This window comes from Blautia sp. LMAG:36 (assembly GCF_008680535.1).
In the GTDB taxonomy this organism is placed as follows: Bacteria; Bacillota; Clostridia; order Lachnospirales; family Lachnospiraceae; genus Blautia_A; species Blautia_A fusiformis.
Genome location: NZ_NALB01000003.1, coordinates 164,190 through 181,814, shown reverse-complemented (window position 1 = coordinate 181,814; position 17,625 = coordinate 164,190). Strand labels below are relative to the sequence as shown.

Sequence of the window (17,625 nt, the reverse complement as noted above, 5' to 3'; positions counted from 1 at the left end):
TTCTTACTCTCCTTTACCTGACTTCACGATCCTGGACATGATCAGCTCAGATGTAGCTTCCTCACCACTTACCTCACCTACGAATCTGCCCTCGTTCATGATATAGATTCTGTCTGACATTCCAAGCACTTCCGGAAGCTCAGAAGAGATCATGATCACAGATTTTCCTGCTGCGACCAGGTCATTGATGATACAGTAGATTTCATATTTGGCACCTACGTCAATACCTCTTGTAGGTTCATCCAAGATCAGAATATCCGGCTCTGCAAACATCCATTTTGCAAGAAGGACCTTCTGCTGATTACCACCGCTCAGGTTTCCGACATTCTGCTCAACTGTCGGACACTTGGTTTTCAGTTTCTTCCTGTATTCCTCAGCAACTGCGTATTCTTTATCCGTATCGATCACTTTTCCATTACTGATACCGGACATGTTTGCAAGCGTAGTGTTCATCTTTATGGACTTGGAAAGGATCAGCCCGTTTCCTTTTCGATCCTCTGTAACATAAGCAAGCTTGTTGTCGATGGCTTCCTGAACTGTATTCAGCTTCACTTCTTTTCCGTTCATGAACACCTGTCCAGAAATTTTAGTTCCATAGCTCTTGCCAAAAATACTCATAGCCAGTTCTGTACGTCCTGCTCCCATCAGTCCTGAAATACCGACAACCTCTCCTTTATGTACTTTAAAGGATACGTTATTTACCACCTTACGTTCTGTATACAGCGGATGATAAACATTCCAGTTTTTAATCTCCATGGAAACATCGCCGATCTTTACATTTGGACGTTTCGGGAACCTGTCTGTCATCTCACGTCCAACCATTCCCTGAATGATCCTCTGCTCAGAAAAATCGTCTTTATTTTTATCCAGTGTTTCAATGGTAGATCCATCTCGGATAACTGTGATCTTATCTGCTACATAGGAGATTTCATTTAATTTATGGGAAATGATGATAGAGGTCATTCCCTGCTTCTTGAATTTCAGAAGAAGATCCAGAAGAGCTTTGGAGTCATCTTCATTCAGTGATGCGGTAGGCTCATCCAGAATGAGCAGCTTTGCATTCTTTGCAAGTGCCTTTGCGATCTCAACCAGCTGCTGCTTACCTACACCAATATCCTTGATCAAAGTTCTGGAGGATTCCTCCAGTCCTACTATTTTCAAATATTTATCTGCTTCTCCATAAGTTTCATTCCAGTTGATGGAAAAGCTTTTGCCTCTTTCATTACCCAGATACATGTTCTCCCCGATGGTCATGTACGGGATCAGAGCAAGTTCCTGGTGGATGATTACAATTCCTTTATGTTCACTGTCTTTGATAGTGTTAAACTTACAGATCTCACCATCATAAATAATATTTCCTTCATACGAACCGTACGGATAAATACCACTTAATACATTCATCAATGTAGATTTACCGGCACCGTTTTCACCTACCAGTGCGTGGATCTCGCCTTCCTCGACCTGGAGATTAACATTATCCAGTGCCTTTACACCTGGGAAAGTTTTGGTGATATTTTTCATTTCCAGAAGTATCTTAGCCAACTCAATTTCCCTCCCTTTCCACTGTTCATGCAGGCGGTTATATTCCCCGCCTGCATGTGATAAATTTCTTTCTTAAAAATTCTGATTATTTGATCTGATCCTCTGTGTAGTATCCGGAGTCGATCAGGATCTCTTTGTAGTTATCTGTTGTAACAACAACCGGATCGCAAAGGTATGTCGGGATGACACCGGTTCCGTTATCATAGGATTTTGTATCGTTCACTTCCGGCTCCTCACCTTTCATGATGGAGTCAACCATTTTTACTACTGCAGATGCAAGAGCTCTTGTATCTTTGAATACAGACATTGCCTGTTTTCCTGCTACAAGGTTCTTAACGTTTGGTGTGTCACAGTCCTGACCAGTAATGATCGGATATTCTCCTGTGTAGGAAGCTGCCAGTGCATTCTCAACACCAAGGGCTGTGGAATCGTTGGAGCAGAGAACTGCGTCAAGGTTTGTTCCGTCAGAGTAGTTACCTGCGATGATAGTATCCATTCTGTCCTGTGCTTTTGCACTGTCCCAGTTAGCTGTAGCAACCTGCTCGAACTCTGTCTGACCGGATTTTACTACCAGCTTACCGTCATCGATGTATTTCTGGAGAACATCCATTGCACCACCGAAGAAGAAGTTACAGTTGTTATCGCCAGGATCTCCTGTGAACAGCTCAATATTGAATGGTCCGTCCTGATTGTCAAGATCCAGTGCATCTACCAGGTACTCGCCCTGTTTCTGACCTACTTTGTAGTTATCAAATGTTGCATAATAGGTTACTGCATCGGAATTCATAAGAAGACGGTCATAAGAGATAACCGGAATTCCTTTTTCTTTGGCCTGTTTCAGAGGCTCGCCAAGGCTGCTTCCATCGATGGATGCCACAACCAGAAGGTCACATCCGTTTGCTACCTGGTTCTCAAGCTGGGAAACCTGTGTGCTTACATCATTGGATGCATACTGAAGGTCTACCTCATATCCTGCTGCCTCCAGCTCTTTCTTCATGTTATCGCCATCCTGGTTCCATCTCTGGAGATCCTTGGTCGGCATGGTAACACCGATCAGTTTCTTGTCTGCTGCCTGTGCTGTTGCTGCCGGAACTACCACCATACCAGCTACCATTGTTGCGCAAAGAAGTGCAGATACCATTTTTCTTTTCATTGTAAAATCCTCCGTTTCATTATTTGTTTTTGGAATCACGTTTCCTTTGATGATGTTACTATAGCACAGGACTGTCTGGACATAGTTGGCAAGGACAGAGACATTTTTTTGCAAAAGAAAAATGCCCTGCATCAGGCAAGACATTTTTGCACCAAAAATCTGCTATTGATTTTTGTCATAATTGTGTATTATTGCGCATATGGATACACTGCCACATTACTTGCAGAATTTCACTGCCACATATATGCCGGTATGCAATCTGTTCTGCATTACTCTGTATCGTAATCTATATTGAGATATACTTCATCTCGTCTGTGGAAACCGCCGTCAATGATCACCTCATCAATATTATCCCTTGTAACGGCAACCGGTTCCAGCACCTTCGCCGGGATATCGTAGCTTCCATCGTTCATGGTATCTGTCACATCTGACGAAATCTTTCCCTCTTCTGCCATCTTCACCGCATATTCAGCTGCCTGGCGTGCCAGATCTTCGATAGATTTAAATGCTGTCATGTACTGGGTTCCTTCCACAATACGCTGACATGCAGCCAGATCACCATCCTGGCCTACCACGATCACCTGTCCGGCAAGCTGGTTTTCCGCAAGAATCTGTATCACCTGGCTGGCAATATCATCATTTCCGCACATGATTCCCTTTACATCAGGATACTCTTCCAGTGCTTCCTCCACATAATCTGCTGCCAGCTCCGCGATCCAGCCTTCACAGTTGGCTTTGTAAACCACCTTCAGATCACTGTTTTTCAGAGTGTCTTCAAATCCCTCTTTTACCATGTCCACATTGTTATCTGAAGCAGATCCCTGGATCATAAAAATCTTTCCGCCATCAGGGATCGCTTCCATCATGGACTGTGCCATAACCTCTCCGACTTTCCGGTTATCAAAGGAAATATACATGTCTGTATCCGCATCATTTACCATACGGTCATAGGAGATCACCCTGATTCCTACATTATGGGCACGCTCCACAGCCTCAGATAATGCCTTGCAGTCTCTGGCAATGATCACGATCACATCCATATGCTTCTTGATAAAATAGTCGATTTGGCTGATCTGCTCTTTTGTATCTGCTCCCGCATCCTGAACATTCACTTCCGCTCCCAATTCCCTTGCGGTTGCCACGAATGCATCCCTGTCACGAATCCACCTCTCAATAACAAAGGAATCCACTGTAAGACCGATCTGAATTTTCTTTTCACCACTGTCTTCTTCTGTATCGTTTTCCTGTGCAGCTGTCTGCTTTGTTTTTTCGGAAGCGCAGCCATTCAGCATCAATGTCAACAGACACAGCAAGATCAACAGCTTCCTGATCATTTTCCCCCCGCTCATATTGTCTACCTCAACCTCTCTCTGAATTCACTTGGTGTCACGCCTTCGTATTTCTTGAATATCCTGCTGAAATAATTGGGGTCGCTGTATCCGGATTCCGCACAGATCTCCTTGATGGAAAGCCCTGAATCCTTGAGAAGTTCTCTTGCATTCCGAAGCCGCACTTCTGTAAGATACTCGATAAAATTTCCTCCGGTCTCCTGCTTAAAAAGCTTGCTGAAATAATAAGGGCTGATATCCACCTCCCGTGACACCTCATCCAGTGAAATATCTTTTTTGTAATTGTCCCGAATATAGGACTTTGCTTTTTCGATAATAGAAACCGCTTCTTTTTCCCTTGCACTTTCCATGTTACTGCAGATTTCTGATGTTTTGCCCAGGAACCATTTTTTCATTCCTTCTATATCTGTATATTCCTGGATCTCATGAATATAATTTCTGCGGCAGCTGATCGCATATTTCACGGTACCTGCAAAAAAGGCCTTTTTTTCCACTCCCATCACAAGCTCCAGGATCTTAATGCGCATGTCCTCCAGATCTACTCCCGGCTGCTTCTCCATCCACCTGATAAATTCCTCGGCACAGCTTAAAGCTCCTGCCACATCCTTATCCATCACCCGCTTTTCATAGCGACGTTCCAGATCTCTTGGATATTCGCCGTCATATTTCTGTGCAGCTGGAACATCCTCAATATGTATCACATGGCTGGTGCTTTCCCGAAGTGCGATCATGGCCTCCTTGAAGGATTCTTTCATGGTGCTTCCCATCTCCTTCACCCGGCCGATACCACAGCGAAATTTACTGTCGATCCTGCTTTCCAGCTTATGTACCATGTTTCTGGTTCTTGTTACAACCTCCACACGTTCCTCATAGGACTCCCTGGAATTACGGTACGGAACAAGCAGTACAATACGGTTTCCCATAATGGGTCCTACCAGACATTCAAAAAATCCCTGAGCGATTTCCCGGAATGTGGAATAAAATTTGTTTGCCTTCACACTGGCCCCCACCGCATTGGTAAGAACACCATTTTCCGTAGAATCCCCGAATTCAGCCACGATCATATATCCATATTCTTCCCGGATATCCAGAAGCTCCCTGTAATTATCCTGATATGTCTGAAAATCATCCTGCAGAAGAATATTATTGATATATCCGCTCTCGATCATGGGTACAACTGTCTCCAGCTTTTCACGGATACGGAGATCATCGCTTCGCTTCTGTCTTGTGGAATCTACCTTTTCCATAGCTTTGGAGCATATTTCCAGAATCACCTTTTTGTTTACCGGCTTGGTAAGAAATTCCATAACTCCAAGATTTACCGCTTCCCTGGCATAATTAAATTTATCATAGGCTGTAATGATCACAAAGACCACAGATCTGTTAAATTTCTGAATTTCCCGGATTGCCTGGATCCCACTTAAGCCCGGCATCTGAATGTCCATAAAGCAGATATCCGGCGGATATTTCTCCGCCTCCTCCACAACCACACGGCCTGTCTTGGCTGTATGGATCTCACATTCATTTCCATAGTTGGAACTTATAATATTTTTCAGGGATTCCAGCATGATCCCCTCATCATCAGCAATCAGGATTCTGTACATTTTTTTCGCTCCTCTCCAGAGGAATATTGATCACTACCTCTGTTCCCATTCCTTCACCTTCACTGTATATTTCCATTAATCCGTCCCGCTCATAATACAGTTCCAGACGGCTGATCACATTATTCATTCCAATTCCCGTGGAATCACCCTCGCCTGAACTGCTGTGGACTTTTTTTGACAGTACTCTTTGTATCTGTTCTCCGGTCATGCCCAGTCCGTTATCCCGAACACTGATCTCAATATGGTCGTTCCATTTCTCCACACTGAGATCAATATGTCCTTCCCAATCTATATTCCGGATTCCATGATTGACTGCGTTTTCCACAACCGGCTGCAGGATCATACTGGGAACACGTACATTTTCCACATCACATTCCACTTTTTTTGAAAAATGGATGTCCCCGGCAAACCGTACATTCAGAATATAAATGTAATTGTCCACAGCCTCCAGTTCTTCCTCCAGTGTGGCATCTTCCTCACCCTTCTTTACATTGTAGCGAAAAAAATCTGCCATCTTTTCCACAAAGATACTGGTTTTTTCTGCATCCTCCATCATTGCAAGCTGTACTCCTGCATTCAGGGAATTAAAAAGGAAATGCGGATTGATCTGAGACTGGAGATACTTAAGCTGTGCCTCCTTGAGATGTGTTTCCATCAAAAGCTCCCTCTCTATCATCTGCTGTTCTTTTTCCATGCTGGCCTTTGTCCTGGCAATGTAAAGACCAAGATTATCCACCATGGTATTAAAGGCTCTTGTTACCGTTCCAAGCTCATCCCTGGAATCTGCTGGGGGCATCTTTACATTAAAATTCCCCTGACCTACCAGCTGTGCAGTTTCTGCCATATTAGTCAGCGGCAGGAACATCTCCCTTGTTGCCATGATCAGAAGGAACATCCCACAGATCACCACCAGAAGCATGATCATCATATTACTGATCTCCAGATATCTCATAACCGCCCGGAGAGCTGCATAAGTCTGGGAATTTTCTTTAAAAAGCTGCTTGTTCAGCTCATCCATAGAACTCTGGATATAACTATAAAGCTCCAGACTTTCATCATATTCCTGCTTATATTTCTCCACATTCCTGCCTCTCTTGGCAGCTACAGTTCCTGCGGTACAGGAAAGATATGATTCTGACATCTTACGTATCTTCTTCTCCAGAAGTTTTACGGAATCATCAATATTCCGTTCATTTAACTTCTCCAGCTCCTGCCTGTATTTCGCCTCATTCTGATAATAATCCATCAGTGCCTGAGAGTTTTTTACCTTCAGATACTGGTACATACTGTCCTGCACATCGTCAAAAACCTGCCCAAGCTCTGTGATCTGGGCATTGCTGGCATACACATCATCCATCTCCTGCATGGAGTTGTTGATCCGCGCATAAAACAGCATGTTGATGCTGAACAGTAAAACTGCCAGCACGCCAACCTCGATCATGATCTTGCTTACAAGAGAAAAGTCACTCCAACGGATCTTTTTCATCTGTGACTGCCTCCCTCCTCATCTTCTTCACTGCTGTTCTGTCAAGAAAATTAATGTCTACGTTGTAGAAAGAATTGGTTCTTCCATCTTCTATATAGCTGGTAACTGCCTCCACACTGTACTGTCCCAGCTGGGTCGTGTCCACATCACAGGTAACTGAAATAACACCTTTTTCAACTGCCGCCAGAATATCCTCAGATGTATAATAACCAATGATCTTCACTTTTCCTGCAAGGTTGAAATCCAGAATTGCCTGTCTTGCACACTCCGTTGTCTCCTCATCCATACACACAAGGATATCCGGAACATTCCGCTTCTGCTGAAAAATATCAGTAACTGCCTCCTCTGTTTCAAAGGTTCCTGTTGACAGAAGATTCCTTCCCTTGATCTCAATATCCTCAGAACCAGCTGCCATCTTCACCGCATTGCTGATCTGAGTGTATATCTGACTTTCGTTCATATCATCAATGTCCCGTTTCTGCAGAATCAGGATCTTCTTCGTGTTCTCATCCACGTATTTGGCAACAATTTCCCCGTAAGCCATGCCAAGCTGATAATCGCTGACTCCCACAAAGCTCTGGCGGCGGCTGTGCACCGCATCACTCATGACTGTAACCACCGGTATTCCGTTTCTTACTGCAGTATTGATTGCTTCTTCCAGACCGGCTTCTCCATTATACTGCAGGATAATACCATCCGCCTTGGCCGCAATGCTCATATTCATATAATCAAGTTTATCATAGGATGTTTCTCTGTCCGGCCCCATGATCTCAAGCAGTACATTATTCTGAGCTGCTTTTTTCTTCGCACTGTCATATACTGCCTGCCAGAACTGGGAATCGGGGCTGTCCACGATCATGTCGTACTGGTATTTATATATTTTCTCTTCCTGTTCATCCAACCCTGCTTTTTCACTGATTCCTCTATAATAGGATTCTCCTGTCATATAAGTAAGTACTATCACGGCAGCAAAAACCAGCAGGATGCAAGCTGATTTCTTTTTCATAATACACTCCATTCTGTTTCACAAAACATTCCGGGTTTCAGTTTATCATAATTTCACAGAAAAGTCACTGTTTGGCATGGATTTTCTGTGCACTTTCATGTTATATTAGTAACCACAACATTACCAAAGGAGGCCGCAAAACATGACAAATGCAACCAAGCTTGCCCTGGAAGAATCCCTGAAACATCTGCTTCTTAAGAAGCCTTTAGATAAGATCACCATCAACGACCTGACTACGGACTGCGGGATCAGCCGCATGACTTTTTACTATCATTTCAAAGATATCTATGATCTTGTGGAGTGGTGCTGTCTGGAAGATGCCAGAATTGCCCTTCAGGGCAAAAAAACCTCTTCCACATGGCATGAAGGGCTTCTGCAGATCTTTGATGCCGTGATGGAAAACAAGCCGTTTATCTTAAATGTATACCGCTGCGTGGGGCGGGAACAGATCGAGAATTATCTGTTCCAGCTTACCTGCGATCTTCTTATGGGCGTGGTAACAGAAAAATCAAAAGATATCCCCATCACGGATGAACAGAAAATTTTTATCGCAGATCTGTATAAATACAGCTTTGTAGGGATCATGCTGGACTGGATCAAAAACGGCATGCGCGAAGATTATCGCGAAATCGCAGATGATACCGCAACCGCACTGTACGGAAGCATCGACAACGCCATCCGCAATTTTGCCGCCAGAAACAAAACAGCAGAAATGCACACAGAATAAAAACTTATCAAAACAGACATAATGATAAAAAACTGAACACTTTCGGTATTTTGTAAATAGAATCTTTTTTCCGGATGGGCTATCATAGCCTCAACAGCAACAAAGAACAGTTAATCCGATACAAACAGGTATCTCATTTACGAAAGGTGGATGTCATATGTCAGATAAAAAAGGATTCATGGGACTTGCAGCACTTGCGGCAGCCGGAGCCGGCGCAGCCATGCTGATGAAAAAAACAAGAGAGATCAACGAAGAGGAAAACCTCCATGTGAAAGAAACTACTGCAAACTACCGCAACACCGAGCGTGGAAAGTATGACAAAAACAGCAAAGGGATTTATTATTCCAACGGTAACTACGAAGCCTTTGCCCGTCCGGAAAAACCGGAAGGTGTGGACGACAAGCATGCCTACATTGTAGGAAGCGGTCTTGCTTCCCTGGCTGCTGCATGCTTCCTGGTAAGAGACGCACAGATGCCAGGTGATCATATCCACATCCTGGAAGCCATGGATATTGCCGGCGGTGCCTGCGATGGAATCTTTGATCCGTCCAGAGGCTATATCATGCGTGGCGGTCGTGAGATGGAAAACCATTTCGAGTGCCTGTGGGATCTTTTCCGCAGTATTCCTTCTCTTGAAAAACCGGGTGCTTCTGTTCTGGACGAGTTCTACTGGCTGAACAAGCACGACCCGAACTATTCTCTCTGCCGTGCAACCGTCAACCGTGGACAGGATGCCCATACCGACGGAAAATTTAACCTGAGCCAGAAAGGCTGCATGGAGATCATGAAGCTGTTTATGACAAAGGATGAGGATCTTTACGATAAAACCATCGAAGATGTATTTGATGATGAAGTGTTTGATTCCACCTTCTGGCTGTACTGGAGGACCATGTTCGCATTTGAAAACTGGCACAGTGCTCTGGAGATGAAGCTTTACTTCCAGCGTTTTATCCACCACATTGCAGGTCTTCCGGATTTCAGCGCCCTGAAATTCACCAAGTACAACCAGTACGAATCCCTGATTCTTCCCATGAAAAAATATCTGGAGGATGCAGGTGTTGACTTCCAGTTTAATACTGAGGTCACAAACGTGATCTTTAATTTTAAAGATGGCAAAAAGATCGCCACTGCTATCGAATGCAAGGTAAAAGGTGTAGAGCAGGGTATCCTTCTTACAGAGAATGATTATGTTTTCGTCACTAACGGAAGCTGTACAGAGGGTACGATCTACGGCGACCAGAACCACGCGCCAAACGGCGATGCGGAGGTCCGTACCAGTGGCGTTTGGTCCCTGTGGAAAAATATCGCAGCTCAGGATCCGTCATTCGGACATCCGGAGAAATTCTGCTCAGACATTGCCAAGACAAACTGGGAATCTGCTACTGTCACCACTCTGGATGACCGTATCATCCCTTATATCACCAACATCTGCCAGCGTGACCCACGTACCGGCAAGGTTGTTACCGGTGGTATCGTAAGCTGCCAGGATTCCAAATGGCTCTTAAGCTGGACCATCAACCGTCAGGGACAGTTCAGGGAACAGGATCCGAAGAAGGTCTGTGTATGGGTTTACGGATTATTCACAGATGTTCCCGGTGATTATATCAAGAAGCCGATGAAGGATTGTACCGGTAAGGAAATTACCGCCGAGTGGCTGTACCACCTGGGTGTTCCGGTAGATCAGATCGACGATATGGCAGAAAACAGCGCTGTCTGCGTTCCGACCATGATGCCGTACATCACCGCCTTCTTCATGCCGCGTACCAAAGGTGACCGCCCGGATGTTATCCCGGATGGCTGTGTAAACTTTGCATTCCTGGGCCAGTTCGCGGAAACTCCTCGTGATACCGTATTCACAACAGAATATTCCGTACGTACTGCAATGGAGGCTGTATACGGACTTTTCGGTGTAGACCGTGGGGTTCCGGAAGTATGGGGAAGCGTTTACGATATCCGTGAGCTTCTGGACAGCAGTGTGAAGCTGATGGACGGAAAATCCCCGCTGGAGATCCAGCTGCCAGGGCCGCTGAATGCACTGAAGAAACCACTTCTTAATGTTGTGAAGGGTACTGTGGTTGAGAAAGTACTGCGGGATCATGATGTGCTGAAAGATTATATGTAAGATATACAGCCTGCCAGGCAGATATTCTTAATCCGAAAATTAAGATTTGAACACAGTAACGGGCCTCCGGTTCTATTCGTGCAGCAATCCCCCGGAAATACTTCTCGCGCGGTATTTCCGGGGGATTATTTTATTTTCTGATACTTATTTTCCCAGTGTTTCATTCATACTTCCGGAACGGAAGCCCTGAAGATCCAGAGTCACGTAAGAAAATCCCAATGTGCGGAATTTCTCTGTGATCTTTGTTCTTGTTTCATTATCTGCAATTTTCAGGATCTCTTCTTCCGGAACCTCGATCCTTGCCATGGTACCGTGGATGCGAACACGGAACTGATGGAATCCCAGATCCATCAGAAACTGCTCGGCCTGATCTACCATGTGAAGCTTCTCCTCGGTAATGGTCTCACCGTATACAAATCTGGAAGCAAGACAGGCAAAAGATGGCTTGTTCCAGGTCGGAAGATTCATGTCTTTTGACAGCTCCCGGATCTCTTCTTTATAGAGGCCTGCTTCCTGGAGCGGACTGCGGACCCCAAGCTCCTGGATAGCCCTTTTTCCCGGACGGTAGTCGCCCAGATCATCCATGTTGGAACCTTCCACGATCATGTTCATATGGCGCGCCTTTGCAGCTTCCCAAAGTCTGGTAAAGATGGCTTTTTTGCAGATATAGCAGCGGTCCGGCGGATTCTGACGGAACCCCGGGATGTCGAATTCGTTGATCTTGCATATCTCCTGGCAAATGTGATTTTCCTGGCAGAAATCTTGCGTTTCTTTCAGTTCTCTGTCGGTGAAGGAGCATGGACATGCGGTAATGGCCATAGCTTTGTCGCCAAGTGTTTCCTGTGCAGCTTTCAGCAAAAATGTGGAGTCCACTCCACCGGAAAAAGCTACGGCTACACTTCCCAGGGAACGGAGGATTTCCTGGAGTTTTCTGTATTTTTTTTCAAGTGTGATGTTATCTGTTGCTGGCATATGTTCTGTCACCTCGTAATTTGTAAAATCTTATTTTTGCCGGATACGAATCTGTAATTTTCAGATCTGTTCTTATTGACATGCTCTTGCAATGCTATGTGTGTATTATTTATTGTAAACGATACCTTTTTGCCATACAAGTATTTTTCTACCTGACAGATGTACTATGAAATTTATTAGTATCCTCTCTGTTTCCAAACATAATAAGACCGGAAATACAGCATATGCCATACTTCCAGTCTTTCTTTTTACAGTTATTACATTTCGATCACATCAAGATCATCCGGAACAAACAGATTTCCGTGATAATACTCTCTGCCTTCTGCTCCGTAAAGCTCTTTACGTTTCTTAATGTTCTTATCCTCTGTGTGATACAGGACAAGATTCTTAACTCCAAGGTTCTCCGCCAGCTCACTGGCATCCTTAACTGTGGAGTGATGCTTTTCATATGGATTGAAGATATCACGCTGTCCATACAGACAGAATGCTTCGTGGAACATCCAGTCGCTGCCTTTTGCGTATTTCTCTTCACATTCATTGTATGGCTCGTCTCCGCAGCAGGTAAGCACCTTACCACCGTCATAGATCATCTGGAAACCGAACTGTTTCGCCTTGGTGGAACCGATATCAAAGAAGGTCACTTTCTTATTAAGAATTGTTTTTTCCTCGCCGTCTTTTACCTCGATCAGATGAAGTCTGTCACCGATGTACTGTGTCTCCTTCTTATTCAGAAGCTTAAATGCCATGTCTTTCAGAAGTCCGATCACTTCATCATGAGCATAGATGTTTGCCTCGCCCTGATAAGTGCCTTTTTTCATGTTCTGGCAAATGATGCGGATCACCCACACGATCCCCATGATATGGTCTACGTGCTTATGTGTAACAAAGATCTCATGAACATCCATCAGATCAACGCCAGCCTTCTTCAGCTGGGAGAGCACCGTATTTCCGCCGCCTCCGTCAACCAGAAAATGGCCGTACTCATCGCTGAGCACGAAACATGTATTGTAGCACTCTGTTACCAATGCGTTACCTGTTCCAAGCATGGTTAATTTCATTCTGTTCTCCTCCTGTATAGCCCTAGTCATCAAACATTCAGCCACCCACCATTCTGCTCTCTGACACTCTGACCGGCTGTCTCTGGTCATATTACAGACAAATATACAACCGTTTAATTTTTTGTTTTCTTATTTTTTCTGTGTTTTTCGTGTCCAATGATAACATTATGAAGAAATATTTTCAATAAGATCCATTCAAAGATCCATTCATTTTCATAGCAGAAAAATCAATCCACAAATCTTCATATATTCCTGCTTTCACAGAATCCAGTCCGGTGCTCCCTTGCATCCTCTGTCATCCAGTTTATCTGCATCGCAGATAACAGAAATATATAATATATGGATCCTGTTTTACATTTTTATTATTTCAGCATCTCTATCTCCGTCTCAAAATACTGTTCCTGAAACCGGACCTGTTCTCTGATCTCCTGTGCTGTCATGGTCATATCTTCCGGAACTGCCACCCATTTGTCTTCCACATCATTAAGGCGGTGGATGATGGCTATCACTTTTCCTGTAAATTCCTTTACCGGGTGATCGATCCCCAGAACATAAACGTCCTGTTCCTCGCCGTCCGGAGCGATGATCCCTTCGATGTAGCCGTAATTTACCGGGTAAAAAAGCTCTTTGTGTTCCGAATGATAACTGTTCATTGGACGGTCGATCATGATATGTACAAGCTGGCCCGGAGTCGGTTTCTTATTCTCATAAACCATCTGCTTCATTTATATTCCTCTTTAAGCACATACAAGAAATTAACAGATTTTTCTATTATGCCAGTAAATCGAAGATTTTTATTTCAATCTATTCTTCGTTTTGCCATATCTCAGACTCTACAGCCGCACGCTCAATGCCAAGACCCTTCATATATCGATCCATAAATGCGTTGAATCCTTTCACGCCTTCTGCTTCCGGCGCCAGTGTGCTGCCTTCGTTTCCTTTGAAGACATCTTCATCCAGGAAATCCGCAAGGTCTTCGCCTTCTCTCCTGTTAATCAGATAGGAAGCCAGAAGTGCGATTCCCCAGGCTCCGCCTTCTCCTGCTGTGGACATTACGGATACCGGTGCATCTACCGCATCTGCAAGGATCTGCTGGCCGACACCCTTTGTCTTAAAGAGACCGCCGTGGCCCAGAAGCTTATCAATCTTTACGTGCTCCTGATTCAGAAGGATATCCAGACCTACACGCATGGCGCCGAGGCAGGTGTAAAGATTATTTCGCATAAAGTTTGCCAGTGTAAATTTGCTCTCAGGAGAACGTACAAACAGTGGACGTCCCTCTTCAAAGCCGGTCATATGCTCGCCGGAGAAATAGCAGTAGGAAAGAAGTCCGCCACAGTCCGGGTCGCCTTCCATGGCTTTGTTATAAAGAGTTCCGAACAGTTTGTTCATATCTACTTCCATGCCCATAGCTTCTGCAAATTCCTTAAACACATTTACCCATGCGTTCAGATCCGAAGTACAGTTGTTGGAATGTGCCATGGCAACCGGGTCTCCTGCCGGAGTGGTAACCATATCGATCTCTTTGTACGGTTTGGAAAGTGCTTTTTCCAGGACGAGCATGGCAAATACGGAAGTTCCTGCGGAAACATTTCCGGTACGCTGGCGGACACTGTTTGTGGCAACCATACCGGTTCCTGCGTCTCCCTCAGGCGGACACATCGGGATTCCAGCTTTCAGCTTTCCACTTACATCCAGAAGCTTTGCGCCTTCCTCAGTAAGAGCTCCTGCATCCTGACCTGCCACCAGAGCTTTCGGCATAATATCGCGAAGCTTCCATGGGAAACCATAAGGCGCAACCAGTTCATCGAACTTCTGAACCATCTCCTCGTTATAGTCCTTCGTTTCACTGTCGATCGGGAACATACCTGCCGCATCACCGATACCAAGGACTCTTTTTCCGGTGAGTTTCCAGTGCACATAGGCTTCCAGAGTGGTGATATAATCGATATCTTTTACATGCTCCTCACCGTTAAGGATTGCCTGATACAGGTGTGCGATGCTCCATCTCTGAGGGATATTGTAATGGAAAAGCTCTGCCAGCTTCTCAGAGGCTTCTCCTGTGATGTTGTTTCTCCAGGTACGGAACGGGACCATCAGCTCTCCCTCTTTATTAAACGGCATATAGCCATGCATCATGGCACTGACACCAAACGCACCTACGCTTGTAAGCTCCACTCCATATTTTTTCTGAACATCTTCTGCCATATCCTGGTAACTGCCCTGGAGACCTTTCCAGATCTCCTCCAGGCTGTATGTCCAGATACCATCCACATACTGGTTCTCCCATTCATAGGCTCCGGATGCGATGGGCTGGTTCTTATCGTCCACCAGAACTGCCTTGATCCTTGTGGAACCAAACTCAATACCAAGAGCCGTGCGATTCTCAAGAATTGCTGTTTTTGCCTCATTTACTCCCATTGTAAAAAACCTCCCATATTATTTGCTGAAATACATGCTGTTCCATCTCAGCTCATTCTGCAGATTCCGGATCGTTGTATCGCCATCAATATAAACCGCTTCAATACCCATAGCTGCTGTTTTCCAGTCACCCTCGCCACCGAAGCCATAGCCTTTTTCCATCAGTCGCTGGATTGCAAGTCCCGGAAGCTGTTTCAGGGAGCCCAGATCACCAAAGTGTGTTACGACAGCCTGATAATTTTTCTCCTCGAGGAAGCGCTCAAAACCGATCTCGATCCCTGCCTGGACTGCTACATGCTTCTTAAATTCCTCAGGGTCACATCCATCCAGAATCATATCGTATTTATTATAATATTCTTCTACCAGAACATCAATATCTCCCTGGCTTACATCCTGAACATATTCTGCGATCTCATTAACCGGATAAGCATCGATCTCCCAGTTTTTCCTGGGGATGGGTGATAGTGGTAATGCCCTGTCCCTGTCTTGCATATAGTGAATTATCATAGCCGGTTACCGCAACATCTTCCGGGATCTTTTTGCCCTGACGTTCCAGTTCTTCCATGACCTGGACAGCGATCTGTTGTTTTTATTATTTATCAAAAGTTCCATATAAAGAAAGGCCGGAACACCCTCCCCATTCTGGTGTTCCGGCCTTTATATGCTGCCTTGCATATTTATTTCAAAGTTTTTGCTGCCTTCCGATCATTTCCTGCCTTAGCGGTACATCTTCATATAATCCCCGTGTGCCTCGATCAGCTCATCACACATTGCCTGGATGTCTTTGATGTTCAGCTCTGCACCTGTGTGCGGGTCCATCATGGCTGCCTGATAGATTTTCTGGCGGTCTTTGGTCACTGCTGCCTCAATAGCAAGGAGCTGCGGGCTGATATTGGATGAATTCATAGCTGCCAGCTGTGTAGGAAGCTTGCCCACTTTTACCGGATGTACACCGGTTCCGTCGATATAGCATGGAACCTCTACGCAGGCATCCGACGGAAGGTTATCGATGTAACCGTTGTTAAGAACATTTCCACCGATCTTGTACGGTGTGTTTGTAACAACAGCCTCCATGATATAAGAAGCATACTCTTTACTTCTCTCATGGCCGATCTTGCCATCCTTGAGGATATCCTCGCGCTCTTTTTCCCAGCCCTCGATCTGTTTGATACATCTTCTCGGATATTCGTCAAGCGGAATATTGAACTCCTCGATCATCCCCGGATATTTGGATTTAATGAAGAACGGATTATACTCTGCATTGTGCTCACTGGACTCTGTGCAATAGTATCCAAGATGACGGATATACTCATAACGCACCATGTCCTCATGCTTCTCACCGGAGGTATTCTTCTCCTCGGCAATTCTGCGGATCTCCGGATACAGATCATTTCCGTCTTTGTCGTGGATCTCAAGGAGCCACGCCATGTGGTTGATACCTGCGATCAGCTCAGTACGTCCCTCAATCTTGTCTTCCATTCCCATTCCCTCAAGAAGCTTCTGGGAACATACCTGTACGCTGTGGCAGAGACCTACCGTGCGGATCTTTGTGAAACGCTGCATATAGCCGGTAAGCATTGCCATAGGGTTGGAGTAGTTCAGGAACAGAGTGTTCGGGCAGACTTCTTCCATATCCCGGGCAAACTCTTCCAGAACCGGAATGGTACGAAGTGCACGCATGATTCCGCCGATTCCCAGGGTATCTGCGATAGTCTGTTTAATGCCGTATTTCTTCGGGATCTCAAAATCTGTAACTGTGCATGGCTCATATCCGCCTACCTGAATGGCGTTGACTACGAAATCTGCATCTCGAAGTGCATCTTTACGGTTCTCGGCACCGAGATAAGTTTTGATCACTGCGCGGTCCTCGTTTACGTTGTGGTTGATGGCACTTAAGATAATTCTGGAATCCTCCAGTCTCTTCTCGTCAATATCATAAAGTGCGATCTCGCTCTCGCGAAGTGCCGGTGTGCACATACAATCGCCAAGTACATTTCTTGCGAAAACCGTGCTTCCAGCTCCCATGAATGTAATTTTGATCATATTCGTTCCTCCTGTTTCCTTTGTTGGATCTCTTATCCGGAATTCTTATATTTTTCTTTGAAATTCCTGATTTTCTGCTATTTCTGCGGTGCAGTCCCGCTTCGTTTTCTTTGTGATCTTATCATACTACCGGAAACTTGTT

The 17,625-nt window shown here is 45.0% G+C and carries 14 protein-coding genes and 1 pseudogene; 2 read left to right on the top strand and 13 right to left on the bottom strand.

What is annotated here, in order from left to right; genetic code table 11:
* Positions 1–3: 3 nt before the first annotated feature.
* The 6 genes from mmsA to CCC17_RS01015 form a co-directional block, all read right to left on the bottom strand.
* On the bottom strand, positions 4–1,542 hold the full coding sequence (gene mmsA, locus CCC17_RS01040; RefSeq protein WP_092070227.1) for a multiple monosaccharide ABC transporter ATP-binding protein: 1,539 nt from the start codon (positions 1,540–1,542) through the stop codon (positions 4–6).
* Positions 1,543–1,627: 85 nt separating this feature from the next.
* The gene (gene chvE / locus CCC17_RS01035) at positions 1,628–2,656 is read right to left on the bottom strand and encodes a multiple monosaccharide ABC transporter substrate-binding protein (RefSeq protein WP_227588556.1); all 1,029 of its coding nucleotides are present in this window, start codon (positions 2,654–2,656) and stop codon (positions 1,628–1,630) included.
* 308 nt (positions 2,657–2,964) lie between these two features.
* Positions 2,965–4,044 carry a sugar ABC transporter substrate-binding protein gene (locus tag CCC17_RS01030; RefSeq protein ID WP_287082360.1) on the bottom strand — a complete coding sequence of 360 codons (1,080 nt, stop codon included), beginning with the start codon at positions 4,042–4,044 and terminating at the stop codon, positions 2,965–2,967.
* Between the two features lie 5 nt (positions 4,045–4,049).
* Positions 4,050–5,648: a response regulator transcription factor gene (locus CCC17_RS01025; protein ID WP_173740087.1), complete on the bottom strand. Its 1,599-nt coding sequence runs from the start codon at positions 5,646–5,648 to the stop codon at positions 4,050–4,052.
* Entirely contained in the window at positions 5,626–7,134 is a 1,509-nt protein-coding gene (locus CCC17_RS01020; RefSeq protein WP_022426665.1) for a sensor histidine kinase, read from the bottom strand. The genes CCC17_RS01025 and CCC17_RS01020 overlap by 23 nt, the downstream gene beginning before the upstream one ends.
* Positions 7,112–8,140, bottom strand: coding sequence for a sugar ABC transporter substrate-binding protein (locus CCC17_RS01015; RefSeq protein WP_092070236.1), 1,029 nt, complete (start codon positions 8,138–8,140; stop codon positions 7,112–7,114). The genes CCC17_RS01020 and CCC17_RS01015 overlap by 23 nt, the downstream gene beginning before the upstream one ends.
* Before the next feature lie 142 nt (positions 8,141–8,282).
* Here CCC17_RS01015 and CCC17_RS01010 point away from each other — a divergent pair, with 142 nt between their 5' ends.
* Both CCC17_RS01010 and CCC17_RS01005 read left to right on the top strand, forming a co-directional pair.
* On the top strand, positions 8,283–8,867 hold the full coding sequence (locus tag CCC17_RS01010) for a TetR/AcrR family transcriptional regulator (protein ID WP_015526040.1): 585 nt from the start codon (positions 8,283–8,285) through the stop codon (positions 8,865–8,867).
* A 157-nt stretch (positions 8,868–9,024) separates the two neighbouring features.
* Positions 9,025–10,989, top strand: coding sequence for an oleate hydratase (locus CCC17_RS01005; RefSeq protein ID WP_287082358.1), 1,965 nt, complete (start codon positions 9,025–9,027; stop codon positions 10,987–10,989).
* Between the two features lie 144 nt (positions 10,990–11,133).
* Here CCC17_RS01005 and larE read toward each other — a convergent pair whose 3' ends face one another.
* The 7 genes and pseudogenes from larE to CCC17_RS00970 form a co-directional block, all read right to left on the bottom strand.
* Positions 11,134–11,961 carry an ATP-dependent sacrificial sulfur transferase LarE gene (gene larE / locus CCC17_RS01000; protein ID WP_114002212.1) on the bottom strand — a complete coding sequence of 276 codons (828 nt, stop codon included), beginning with the start codon at positions 11,959–11,961 and terminating at the stop codon, positions 11,134–11,136.
* A gap of 257 nt (positions 11,962–12,218) precedes the next feature.
* The gene (locus CCC17_RS00995) at positions 12,219–13,019 is read right to left on the bottom strand and encodes an MBL fold metallo-hydrolase (RefSeq protein ID WP_022426660.1); all 801 of its coding nucleotides are present in this window, start codon (positions 13,017–13,019) and stop codon (positions 12,219–12,221) included.
* Positions 13,020–13,381: 362 nt separating this feature from the next.
* Positions 13,382–13,744 carry an inorganic diphosphatase gene (locus CCC17_RS00990; protein ID WP_330577265.1) on the bottom strand — a complete coding sequence of 121 codons (363 nt, stop codon included), beginning with the start codon at positions 13,742–13,744 and terminating at the stop codon, positions 13,382–13,384.
* 79 nt (positions 13,745–13,823) lie between these two features.
* Positions 13,824–15,440: an FGGY-family carbohydrate kinase gene (locus CCC17_RS00985; protein WP_330577264.1), complete on the bottom strand. Its 1,617-nt coding sequence runs from the start codon at positions 15,438–15,440 to the stop codon at positions 13,824–13,826.
* Between the two features lie 108 nt (positions 15,441–15,548).
* Positions 15,549–15,881: pseudogene (locus CCC17_RS00980) on the bottom strand (L-arabinose isomerase family protein); the annotation flags it as partial.
* Entirely contained in the window at positions 15,856–16,005 is a 150-nt protein-coding gene (locus CCC17_RS14965) for a substrate-binding domain-containing protein (protein WP_110103297.1), read from the bottom strand. The gene CCC17_RS14965 and the pseudogene CCC17_RS00980, both read right to left, overlap by 26 nt.
* A 152-nt stretch (positions 16,006–16,157) precedes the next feature.
* Positions 16,158–17,483 carry an alpha-glucosidase/alpha-galactosidase gene (locus CCC17_RS00970; protein WP_287082356.1) on the bottom strand — a complete coding sequence of 442 codons (1,326 nt, stop codon included), beginning with the start codon at positions 17,481–17,483 and terminating at the stop codon, positions 16,158–16,160.
* Positions 17,484–17,625: the final 142 nt, after the last annotated feature.